The sequence below is a fragment of the Thermosynechococcus sp. M98_K2018_005 genome (assembly GCF_015295825.1).
GTDB lineage: Bacteria > Cyanobacteriota > Cyanobacteriia > Thermosynechococcales > Thermosynechococcaceae > Thermosynechococcus.
The window spans coordinates 24,748-35,735 of sequence record NZ_DVEH01000100.1; the positions used below are offsets into that span (position 1 = coordinate 24,748).

At 54.6% G+C, this 10,988-nt stretch carries 8 protein-coding genes; 5 read left to right on the top strand and 3 right to left on the bottom strand.

The features are described 5' to 3' along the window. Positions 1 to 45: 45 nt before the first annotated feature. Positions 46 to 1,458 (bottom strand): pyruvate kinase, encoded by a 1,413-nt coding sequence (pyk, locus tag IGQ15_RS11905; RefSeq protein WP_297052144.1) that lies wholly within the window; start codon positions 1,456 to 1,458, stop codon positions 46 to 48. Positions 1,459 to 1,606: 148 nt separating this feature from the next. Between pyk and IGQ15_RS11910 the strand changes: the two genes are divergently transcribed. The 3 genes from IGQ15_RS11910 to IGQ15_RS11920 are packed head-to-tail and all read left to right on the top strand — an operon-like array spanning position 1,607 to position 5,979. After that, the gene (locus IGQ15_RS11910; protein WP_297052147.1) at positions 1,607 to 3,331 is read left to right on the top strand and encodes an ABC transporter permease subunit; all 1,725 of its coding nucleotides are present in this window, start codon (positions 1,607 to 1,609) and stop codon (positions 3,329 to 3,331) included. 9 nt (positions 3,332 to 3,340) lie between these two features. After that, on the top strand, positions 3,341 to 4,477 hold the full coding sequence (locus tag IGQ15_RS11915; protein ID WP_297052150.1) for an anhydro-N-acetylmuramic acid kinase: 1,137 nt from the start codon (positions 3,341 to 3,343) through the stop codon (positions 4,475 to 4,477). After that, complete coding sequence (locus IGQ15_RS11920) at positions 4,474 to 5,979, top strand: NAD(P)H-hydrate dehydratase (RefSeq protein WP_297052152.1); 1,506 nt, start codon at positions 4,474 to 4,476, stop codon at positions 5,977 to 5,979. Before IGQ15_RS11915 ends, IGQ15_RS11920 begins: the two co-directional genes overlap by 4 nt. Here IGQ15_RS11920 and gatB read toward each other — a convergent pair. Together gatB and IGQ15_RS11930 are read right to left on the bottom strand one after the other, a co-directional pair. After that, a complete protein-coding gene (gene gatB, locus IGQ15_RS11925; protein WP_297052160.1) occupies positions 5,962 to 7,464 on the bottom strand; it encodes an Asp-tRNA(Asn)/Glu-tRNA(Gln) amidotransferase subunit GatB in 1,503 nt (500 codons plus the stop codon). The two genes, IGQ15_RS11920 and gatB, sit on opposite strands and share 18 nt — an antisense overlap. 139 nt (positions 7,465 to 7,603) lie before the next feature. Continuing rightward, positions 7,604 to 8,752: a citrate synthase gene (locus IGQ15_RS11930; protein ID WP_297052154.1), complete on the bottom strand. Its 1,149-nt coding sequence runs from the start codon at positions 8,750 to 8,752 to the stop codon at positions 7,604 to 7,606. 197 nt (positions 8,753 to 8,949) lie between these two features. Here IGQ15_RS11930 and bchB point away from each other — a divergent pair, with 197 nt between their 5' ends. Together bchB and IGQ15_RS11940 are read left to right on the top strand one after the other, a co-directional pair. After that, complete coding sequence (gene bchB / locus IGQ15_RS11935) at positions 8,950 to 10,476, top strand: ferredoxin:protochlorophyllide reductase (ATP-dependent) subunit B (protein WP_297052163.1); 1,527 nt, start codon at positions 8,950 to 8,952, stop codon at positions 10,474 to 10,476. Between the two features lie 72 nt (positions 10,477 to 10,548). Beyond that, positions 10,549 to 10,929: a hypothetical protein gene (locus IGQ15_RS11940; protein WP_297052157.1), complete on the top strand. Its 381-nt coding sequence runs from the start codon at positions 10,549 to 10,551 to the stop codon at positions 10,927 to 10,929. Positions 10,930 to 10,988: the final 59 nt, after the last annotated feature.

Consider the following 10,988-nt stretch of genomic DNA (forward strand, 5'->3'; position numbering starts at 1 on the left):
CCTTGTTTCTCCCCAGACCGCCTCTAACTGGAATTCTGTTCCCCTTTAAGCGCTAATCGTATGAATTTTAATAAAATTCGTTCCTTGGGGAGTTTGGGCAGGAATGCCACCCAGAATCAAAATTTTATCGCCCTCAGTGACCATCTGGCGCTCCTTGAGTTGGTTTTCGGCCACGGCAATCATCCCTTCAAACGTCATGGGGAGCGTTTCCAAAAGAATCGGCTTCACACCCCAGAGCAAATTCATCCAGTGATAAACGCGGGGGCGATCAGTAAAGGCGACAATCATGGGTTTCACCCGTTCCCCAGAGGCAATGGTTGCGGTATAGCCTGTTTCCGTAAAGCAGGCGATCGCCCGCAGATCGAGGATTTGAGTAATGGTGGTTAAGGCTTCACCTAGGGCATGGGTCTCATCATTGCGGTAGGCGGGCATATTCTCAAACTCAAGGTGCGGCTCCACATCCGCTGCAATCCGCGCTAGCATCTTCACCGCCTGCACAGGAAAAGCCCCCACAGCAGATTCGCCTGACAACATCACCGCATCCGTACCATCAAGAATGGCGTTGGCAACATCACTGGCCTCTGCCCGCGTCGGCCAGGGATTGTGAATCATACTCTCCAGCATTTGGGTCGCCGTAATCACGGGAATACTGCGGTAGTTGCATTCGCGAATAATTTGCTTTTGCAGCAGCGGCACCTTCTCTACCCGCATTTCCACACCGAGATCGCCTCGGGCAACCATAATCGCATCGGCCACCCCCAAAATCGCTGAGAGATTTTCCACCGCTTGAGGTTTCTCAATTTTTGCCAGTACGGGCATATCACTGGCACCATGAGCCGCCAAGTACTCCCGCAACTCCCAGAGATCCTCAGCTCGGCGCACAAAACTCAGGGAGATAATATCAACCCCCTGCTCAATGCCAAATTGAATATCCTGCTTGTCTTTATCTGTGAGGGAAGGCAACCGCAGATTCAGATCCGGCAAGTTTACCCCCTTACGACTTTGAAGCGTGCCCCCCTGCACCACCCGACAGGTGACCCGATCTCCCTCGATGGCCTCGACCACCAATTCCAAGAGGCCATCATCCAAGAGCACCGGCATCCCCGGCTGCGCCTCTTCGGCAAGGTAAGGATAATCAATGCCAATGCCTTGCGTCTCTTCCTCAGTGAGCGGCACGAAGTGGACTTGCTCCCCTGCCACTAATTCAATGCTCCCTTGAGGAAGCTGGCCGACGCGAATCTTAGGACCTTGCAAATCTTGTAGGAGCGTCAGGGGTGTTGCTTCTTCATTGGCTACTTGTCGCAGCAGGGCAATGGTTTCGGCATGATCTTTATAGTCACCGTGGGAGAAATTTAACCGTGCCACATTCATGCCGGCGGCTAGCATCTGCTGAATCACTTCCCGCGATCGACTGGCAGGGCCAATAGTGGCGACAATTTTGGTGCGACGAAAAACCATAGGAGAGGGGGATAACTTAATGCTCTCCTAAATCTTAGACAGAGGTCAGGGAAACCGGTGGTGTTCTGGCTTGCATTGGACATAAACTTTTGTGGCTACAGGGATGTGGCTATAATTTGCTTCGTGGAGACTACCGCTGGAGGCCCCGATGGCACGCCCCCTTACCCCTGATAATCAAACGCTGAATCGTGCTTGGACTTGGCAAGATGGCTTGATTATTTTGGCCTTGATTGCTCTGATCTTTTGGATTGTCAACACGGCTGCTCAGTTTACAGGACAGTACGACCCCACGATCACCATTGAGCTGAGTCCGGCGGTCTTGCCAAGTTACACCGCTCAAACGCTGCTGCGGATGCTGATTGCCTACATGATTTCCTTGGTGTTTAGCATCCTCTACTCCTACATTGCCTACTACAACCGCACTGCTGAAAAAATCCTGCTGCCCCTGCTGGATATTCTGCAATCGATTCCCGTGCTGTCGTTTTTGCCGGGGGTGGTGCTGGCACTCATTGCCCTCTTTCCGGGGAACCGTATTGGCGTGGAATTGGCGGCCATTATCCTCATCTACACGGGGATGGCTTGGAACATGACGTTTAGCTTTTATCAGTCTTTGATTAGCGTGCCTCGAGAACTGCGGGAGGTGGCAAAAATTTATCGGCTGGGGTGGTGGCAGCAGGTGTGGACGCTGGATTTGCCGGCGGGTGCTATTGGCCTGATCTGGAATAGTGTGATGTCAGTGGCGGGGGGCTGGTTTTTCTTGATGGCGATCGAGTCCTTTACCATTGGCGAGAAAACCTTTACGTTGCCAGGGTTAGGCTCCTATCTGGCGGAGGCCGCTAACCAACAGAATTATGCGGCGTTAGCGTATGGTCTGGCGGTCCTGATTGGCATCATCATTATCGTTGATATTGTGGTGTGGCGCCCTCTCATTGCCTGGGGTGAAAAATTCAAGGTGGAGATGGTGGAGGCGGAAAATGTGCCTAAATCTTTTGTTCTTGATTTCCTGCGACGATCGCCCACGTTGCGAGCCTTCCACCAAAATATCTTTGCCCCTGTCTGGGAACGACTCGATGAGCAGTTACGCCCCAAGCAGCCACGTCAATCCTTCGCGCCCCAGAATGGCCAAGGCAACTGGCTAATCACCTCTATCATTTTGCTAATTTTTGCCGTCTTCGTGGGTTGGGGGGCGATCGCCTTTTTGCGGCAAATGTTTGGTGTCAGTTGGCAAGATTGGCGGCAAATTGGTCTAGGCGCCGTTCTGACAACGGTGCGGGTAATGGTGGCTCTGATTCTGTCTTTAGTCTGGACAGTTCCAGTGGGGGTGGCGATCGGTCGCAATCCCGGTGCCGCTCAGGTGTTGCAACCCATTGTCCAAATTGCGGCATCGGTACCGGCCACGGCGCTCTTTCCTGTCCTGTTGTTGGCGCTGACCAATGTGGGTGGGGGCTTGGAGATTGGTTCTGTGGCGCTGATGATGCTGGGCACAATGTGGTACATCCTCTTTAACGTCATTGCCGGTGCCCAAGCGATTCCCACGGAATTATTTGAAGCAGCGGTGGTCTATCAACTCTCTTGGTGGCAGCGGTGGCGCACCCTGATTCTGCCGGGCATTTTTCCTTATTTGATTACGGGGATCATTACGGCGGTGGGCGGCGCTTGGAACTCCAGCATCGTCAGTGAATATGTGGAATTTCAGAATCAAACGGAGCAGACCCTTGGCTTGGGAGCCACCATTTCTGAGGCTAGTGTTCGCGGGGATTTTCCCCTACTGATGGCAGCCACGGCAGTAATGTCACTATTGGTGGTTTTGACTAACCGCTTGGTTTGGCGCCCCCTCTACCGCTTGGCGGAAACAAAATATCAACTGTTGTAGGCGCAGACTATGCGTGTCATTGGCCTGATGAGCGGCACCTCGGTGGATGGGATTGATGCGGCTTTAGTCGCGTTGGCGGGGAGCGATCGCGACCTTCAGGTACAGGTGCTTAATTTTTGTACGGTGCCCTATCCCGCACCCCTACGGCAGCAGATTCTCGACGTTTGTGGCGCCAAACCCTTGACCCTTGCAGCGTTGGCGGAGTTGGATGAGGCGATCGCTGAGGCCTTTGCCCTTGCAGCACAAACGGTTCAACAGGGATACCCCCGCGCAGATCTGATTGGCTCCCACGGTCAAACGGTCTTTCATCGCCCCCCCACAAGCGATCGCCTCGGCTACAGCCTACAACTGGGACGGGGGGATTGGATTGCTTGGCGCACGGGGATTACCACCATTGCTAACTTTCGTGCTCAGGATATTGCCTTGGGGGGTCAAGGAGCGCCCCTCGTGCCTCGGATGGATTGGTGTCTTCTCAGTCATCCCACGGAAGTCCGCTGTGTGCAAAACATCGGTGGCATCGGCAATGTCACCTACTTACCGCCTCAGCGAGAGGATCCTGAGGGCAAAGGGGTCAGGGGTTGGGATACAGGTCCCGGCAATGTCTTGCTTGATCTGGCCGTAACGGAGTTATCGGGGGGTGAATTCACCTACGATGCCGATGGGGCATGGGCACGGCAGGGCAAAATTATCGATCCACTGGTGGAGCATTGGCTGCAAGACCCCTTCTTTCAGCAGCCGCCGCCAAAGTCCACGGGGCGAGAACACTTTGGTCTGCCCTTTTGGCAGCGATGCCGCACTGAGGCTGCTGGTTTGGCGCCTGCGGATCTTCTGGCCACGCTAACGGAATTTACGGCTCGCAGTATGGTGGAGAGCTATCGCCAATTTTTGCCCCAAAAACCACAGCGGGTTTTCCTCTGTGGCGGCGGTGCCCACAATCGTTTTCTTCGGGAGCGCCTTCAGGTGCATTTAGGAGAAATTCCCGTGGAAACCACTGTGACGGCTGGCATACCGGTGGATGCCAAAGAGGCGATCGCCTTCGCGATTCTCGCCTACTGGCATGAGTTGGGCTTGCCGGGGAATTTGCCCCAAGTCACAGGCGCGCGCCAAGCGGTTCCCCTGGGTCAGCGTTGGATCGGACAGCCATGAAAACAACCTTTCCAGCCATTGTCACCACTGCTGAAATGCAAGCGATTGAGGGGGCGATGTTCAATGCTGGCTTCCCGGTGCCTGCCCTGATGGAAAAGGTGGGACAACGCCTCAGCGACTTTCTTCAGCGTCAGTTTCCCCAGTATCGCCGTGTGGGGGTTTTGGCCGGTCCGGGGCACAATGGCGGCGATGCTCTGGTGGTGGCGCGGGAACTATGGCACCGGGGCTATGAGGTGAAAGTCTGGCAGCCCTTTGAACGTTTGAAGCCCCTGACGGCGGATCATGCCCGCTATGCTCGCTTTCTCGGTCTGCCCTTTGTCGAGACGGTGGACAGCTTGCAAGAGGTTGACCTGATCGTGGATGGTCTTTTTGGCTTTGGCCTAGAGCGGGAACTGACGGGTGAACTTGCCCATGCCATTGATCAGATCAACACTTGGCGGCAACCACGGGTGAGCATTGATGTCCCCTCGGGGCTACACAGTGATACGGGGGCAGTTTTGGGTACGGCAATTCAGGCCGATCGCACCCTCTGTTTAGGATTGTGGAAGCGGGGGCTACTGGTGGAAGAGGCACAACCTTGGGTGGGGCAGGGGGTGTTAATCCCCTTTGATATTCCTTCGGCGGTGATTGAAGCGGCATTGGCCACGGTGCCTCGGCGATATTGCTTAGATGCTTCCTGTTGGCAAGAATTGCCTCTGTCGCGATCGCCCATTACCCACAAGTATCAGCAGGGACAGCTTTTACTCATTGGCGGCTCTGAGCAGTTTGGCGGCAGTATTCTCCTCAGTGCCCTCGCCGCACGCTGTACGGGTGTGGGAATGCTGGTGGTGGCGGTGCCCCGGTCCCTGAAGTCTCTCGTGCTCTCACGAGTCCCCGATGCCATTGTTGTTGGTTGTCCAGAAACAGCGAGGGGGGCGATCGCTGGTTTACCCGAGCGCCTAGAGTTAGGGAAATTTTCCGCCATTGCCTGTGGGCCGGGGTTGACCCCTGAGGCAGTGCCCGTTGTAGAAACCGTTTTGAAGGCTGGGCGATCGCTGGTCCTGGATGCCGATGCCCTGAATATCCTAGCTACCCTCTCGCCGTGGCCACTGCTGAGTTCCGTCATCTTAACCCCCCACTATGGCGAGTTTCGGCGTCTGTTTCCAGACCTTGTTACAGGCGATCGCCTTGATCAAGTAACCGCAGCCGCGAGCCGCAGTAATGCCATTGTTCTTCTCAAGGGCGCACGGACAGCCATTGCCTCTCCGAGGGGTGACCTCTGGATCAACCCCCACAGTACCCCTGCCCTTGCCCGAGGCGGTAGTGGCGATGTTCTCACTGGCCTCATTGGCGGCCTTTTGGCACAACAGGAAGCCCTCAGCGCAACCTATGGTGGGGTTTGGTGGCACGCCCAAGCAGGCCTTCAGGCAGAACGAGAGGCCACTGCCTTAGGGGTCTATCCTGAACAACTGATTGCCCACCTGTTACCAACACTTCAGGCCGCTCTAACTGCTGGCGTTTAGCTTTTTGGCCAAGAGTTGATTCGTCAGCTTGGGATCAGCGCGTCCGCACGTTTTTTTCATCATTTGGCCAACAAAGAAGCCCTGCAGTTTTGTTTTCCCAGCGCGGTATTGCTCCAGTTCATTGGGGTGTGCCGCCAGCACCTCATCAATCATCGCCTCTAGGGTAGCGACATCGGAGATTTGACTGAGGCCTTTTTTCTCCACGAGGGCTTTGGGGGAGCCGCCTTGAGTCAGCAATTCCGGCAGCAGATCCTTGGCCATTTTGCTACTAATCGTGGCCGCCTCAATGAGTTGGATCAATTCCGCCAATTCGGTAGGTTTCAGGGGCAGGGCCTCAATCGCCAGTTTTTGTTCCTTCAGATAGGCGGTAATATCCCCCATGATCCAATTAGCCGCCAATTTCGGGGGTGCCCCGGCGGCAACGGTGGCTTCAAAGTATTCGGCAACGCCTCGTTCATCGGTGAGGACACGGGCATCCTGTGGTGGCAAGCCCCATTCAGTCTCATAGCGGTGCCGCTTTTGCGCTGGCAGTTCAGGTAGATCTGCACGCCATGCCGCCAGTTGCTCAGCACTGACTTCAATGGGCCCGAGATCGGGTTCAGGAAAGTAGCGGTAGTCACTGGAGCCTTCCTTGACGCGCATGGTTCGCGTTTGCTGCGTAGCCTCATCCCAGAGACGGGTTTCTTGAACGATGGCTTCGCCCGCTTTGACGGCAGCCACTTGCCGCTCAATTTCATAGTCAATGGCGCGTTGGATGGCACTAAAGGAGTTCATGTTCTTAATCTCGACCTTGGTGCCAAAGGTGTTGCTGCCCACGGGGCGCACGGAGATATTGACATCGCAGCGCAACGACCCCTCCTGCATATTGCCATCGCAAACCCCCAAGTAACGGAGAATGCGCCGCAGTTCTTGGGCATATTCTGCTGCCTCTTGACCGGTGCGCAGATCTGGCTCAGAGACAATTTCCACAAGGGGCACCCCTGCCCGATTCAAGTCCACTAGGGAGTAGGTGGAGCCAGACAGGCGATCGCTCCCCGCGTGAACCAGTTTGCCCGCATCTTCCTCCATGTGCAGGCGAGTAATGCCAATTTTTTTACGGCGGGCGGTGCCGTTCTCATCCACTAGTTCAATCTCCAGGTAACCATGCTGGGCAATGGGCAGGTCGTACTGCGAGATTTGATAGTTTTTCGGCAAGTCGGGATAAAAATACTGCTTGCGATCGAACTTGCTATAGGGGGCAATCTGACAATTGAGGGCTAAACCCGCCTTTACAGCATACTCGAGCACCTTTTCATTCAAGACAGGTAGTGTCCCCGGCAACCCTAAACATACTGGATCAATGTTGGTATTCGGGGGTGCCCCAAACTGGGTCGAGCTAGACGAGAAAATTTTGGTTTGTGTACTCAGTTGGCAGTGAATCTCTAGACCAATCACCGCCTCGTAGGTGAGACTGGCGGGATCCACAGGGGTGGGTTCAGGCGCAATGGTTGCTGCCTGCTGCGTTGAGGTTGATTGGGTGGATTTCGCCGTTTTTGATGTTTTTGATGCTTGCCGTTTGCTTGATTTTGCCTTTGCCATCAGAAACTCCGCAGGAATACCGCCACTATAAATTGAGGATCAAGAGCTAAGGGCGAGGATTGCGCTCCTCCATGGGCACATAGGGTTGATTGTGGGCACCCGTATAGACTTGGGTGGGGCGATAGATGCGATTGGCCTCCAGTTGTTCTTTCCAGTGGGCTAGCCAACCGGCCACGCGGGCGATCGCAAACACAGGGGTAAACAAGTCACTGGGAATGCCCAACCGCCGATAGACAAGACCCGAGTAAAAGTCCACATTGGGATAAATCCCCTTATAACTGAGGTATTCGCCCACCACCTCTTCCAGTTTCAGGGCAATGTCGTAGTAGCGATCGCCCCCAAATTTATCAAACAACTGTTCCGCCAACTTCTGCAAAATCGTGGCACGAGGATCCTTGACCTTATACACGCGGTGGCCAAAACCGGCAATTTTGATCTTATTCTGGACGCACTTTTCTACATAGGGACGGACATTCTCAACGCTGCCGATTTCTTCGAGCATATTGATCACATCTTCATTGGCGCCCCCGTGGAGCGGCCCTGCCAGCGTCCCCACCGCTGAAGCAACCACGGCGTAAGGGTCTGTCAACGTCGAGGCTGTCACCCGCGCCGAGAAGGTAGAGGCATTCATCGTGTGCTCGGCATGGAGAATCAAGCAAATATCAAATACCCGCGCCGCAAAGGGATCGGGACGCCGCTCATTGAGCATATAGAGAAAATTGGCGGCATAGTCCAGTTCATCACAGGGCATGACGGGGTCATTTCCCTTGCGGATCAGTTGAAAGGCCGCCACCATTGTTGGAATTTTGGCCAAGAGGCGGATCACTGCTGCCCGAATGTACTCCGGATCGTCGAGTGCCCGCCGTGAATAGAACAATCCCAAGGCTCCCGCCGAGGCCTGCAGAGCATCCATGGGGTGGCCACTCTCGGGAAAGCATTTCATCATGTCGCGAATGCGATATTTCACGCGGCGATGGTAGGTAATATCGTGCTCAAAGGCCGCCAACTCCTCCTTGCTCGGCCAGTAGCCCCAAATCAACAGGAAGGCAGTTTCCAAAAACGTACTTTTCTCCGCTAGTTCCTCAATCGGGACACCGCGATACTCAAGAACGCCTGCTTGGCCATCCACATAGCTAATGGCCGACTGAGCAACGGGAATACCGTCAAGACCGGGGCTAAATTCGCAAGCAACCATGCGGGGGTGTCCTTAAAAGGGGCAAACTGAATTGGGATTGCAGTCTTTATCAATTTTAGGGGAGAGGGGAAAGATGTTGCTATATTAAGCTGCTTCACCACTTCCCTGAAGTTTTGCAACGTTTTGTCAGCCTTGGAAAACGGCCTCGCTACGATCGCGATCGGACATCGAATGCCTTTGCCCAAGGAGTTGACGCGATGAAACTTGCCTACTGGATGTATGCAGGGCCTGCCCACATTGGTACTCTGCGCATTGCCAGTTCCTTCAAAAATGTTCATGGCATTATGCACGCACCCCTTGGGGATGATTACTTCAACGTCATGCGATCGATGCTGGAGCGAGAGCGCAACTTTACCCCTGTCACCGCCAGTATTGTCGATCGCCATGTGTTGGCGCGCGGCTCCCAAGAAAAAGTGGTGGACAATATCATCCGCAAAGACACTGAAGAGCACCCCGATTTAATTGTCCTCACCCCCACCTGCACCTCTAGCATTCTTCAGGAAGACTTACAAAACTTTGTCCAACGCGCGAGCCTCAGCACTACTGCTGATGTCCTCTTAGCGGATGTCAATCACTATCGCGTCAATGAATTGCAAGCCGCCGATCGCACCCTTGAGCAAATCGTTCAGTTTTATATTGACAAAGCCCGCCGCCAAGGCACCTTAGTCACCAGCAAAACCCCCACCCCTAGCGTCAACATTATTGGCATCACCACCCTCGGCTTCCACAATCAGCACGACTGCCGCGAACTCAAGCAACTCATGGCTGACCTTGGGATTCAGGTGAATCTCGTGATTCCTGCAGCGGCCAGCGTCCACGACCTTGCCCGACTGCCCCAAGCATGGTTTAACCTTGTCCCCTATCGGGAAATTGGTGGCCTCACCGCCCAGTATCTAGAAACGGAATTTGGTCAGCCAAGTGTGAGGATTACGCCGATGGGTGTGGTGGAAACCGCCCGCTGTATCCGTGCCATTCAAGGGGTGCTCAATGCCCAAGGGGCCACTGTGGACTACGAAGCCTTTATTGAGCAGCAAACACGGGAGGTGTCCCAAGCTGCTTGGTTCTCCCGCTCCATTGACTGCCAAAACCTCACCGGTAAAAAAGCAGTGGTCTTTGGGGACAATACCCATGCAGCGGCAATGACGAAAATTCTCAGTCGGGAAATGGGCATCCACGTTGTTTGGGCAGGGACGTACTGTAAATACGATGCCGATTGGTTCCGTGCAGAGGTGGCGGGCTTTTGTGACGAGGTCTTGATTACCGATGACCACACGGTGGTGGGGGACGCGATCGCCCGCGTTGAACCTGCTGCTATCTTTGGCACGCAAATGGAACGCCATGTGGGCAAACGCCTCAACATCCCCTGTGGCGTCATTGCCGCCCCCATCCATATCCAAGACTTTCCCGTGGGCTATCGGCCTTTCTTGGGCTATGAGGGCACCAATCAACTGGTTGATTTAATCTACAACTCCTTCACCTTGGGCATGGAAGATCACCTGCTGGAGATTTTTGGTGGCCATGACACTAAGGAAGTGATTCACAAGGGACTTTCCGCCGACTCGGATTTGACATGGACAGCGGATGGACTAGCGGAATTGAACAAGATTCCCGGCTTTGTGCGTGGCAAGGTGAAGCGCAATACTGAAAAATTTGCTCGTGAACAGGGGATTAGCGAGATCACCGTAGAAGTGCTCTATGCTGCTAAAGAAGCCGTGGGGGCTTGAGTCTCACGTCTAGAACCTGCATGAACCTGACCGTGGCAGCGTACAGTGATTGGCATTTAACAAGCAATTGCTATGGTAGTGCTGAAACGCATGGTTGCCCTTGGTTTACTGGCAGCAGGGGTTGGTTTTGCGCCGAGTGCCCTTGCCCAGCGGCTACCCCGTTTACGCCAAGGCATGAGCTATGCCGATGCCCGCCAACGTCTCATTGAGCGCGGTTGGCAACCTGTGGTCAATCCAGCAATGGTGAATCCGACAACGACGACGCCGATTGTGGCCTATCTGCTCAGCCAAGGCTACGGCGAACTGATGGGCTGTCAACTGGTGGGGGTGGATATCTGCGCCTTTCAGTTTCGCAACCGCAAGGGGCATCTGTTGGAAATTGCCACCGTGAATTTGCCCATTCTCCCTGGCGGCACGGTCACCAGTTGGGCACTGCGGAAGAATTCCCCATAGGCGATTTTGACTTCTCCCCTTCTTGAAAGAGAGGGGATTCCCAAAGGATGCTACGCAAC

What these genes read in the sequence shown, in the direction of transcription:
- pyk (WP_297052144.1), bottom strand. Translation starts at nt 1,458, where the DNA reads ATGGTTTTTCGTCGCACCAAAATTGTCGCCACTATTGGCCCTGCCAGT.
- IGQ15_RS11910 (WP_297052147.1), top strand. Translation starts at nt 1,607, where the DNA reads ATGGCACGCCCCCTTACCCCTGATAATCAAACGCTGAATCGTGCTTGG.
- IGQ15_RS11915 (WP_297052150.1), top strand. Translation starts at nt 3,341, where the DNA reads ATGCGTGTCATTGGCCTGATGAGCGGCACCTCGGTGGATGGGATTGAT.
- IGQ15_RS11920 (WP_297052152.1), top strand. Translation starts at nt 4,474, where the DNA reads ATGAAAACAACCTTTCCAGCCATTGTCACCACTGCTGAAATGCAAGCG.
- IGQ15_RS11930 (WP_297052154.1), bottom strand. Translation starts at nt 8,752, where the DNA reads ATGGTTGCTTGCGAATTTAGCCCCGGTCTTGACGGTATTCCCGTTGCT.
- bchB (WP_297052163.1), top strand. Translation starts at nt 8,950, where the DNA reads ATGAAACTTGCCTACTGGATGTATGCAGGGCCTGCCCACATTGGTACT.
- IGQ15_RS11940 (WP_297052157.1), top strand. Translation starts at nt 10,549, where the DNA reads ATGGTAGTGCTGAAACGCATGGTTGCCCTTGGTTTACTGGCAGCAGGG.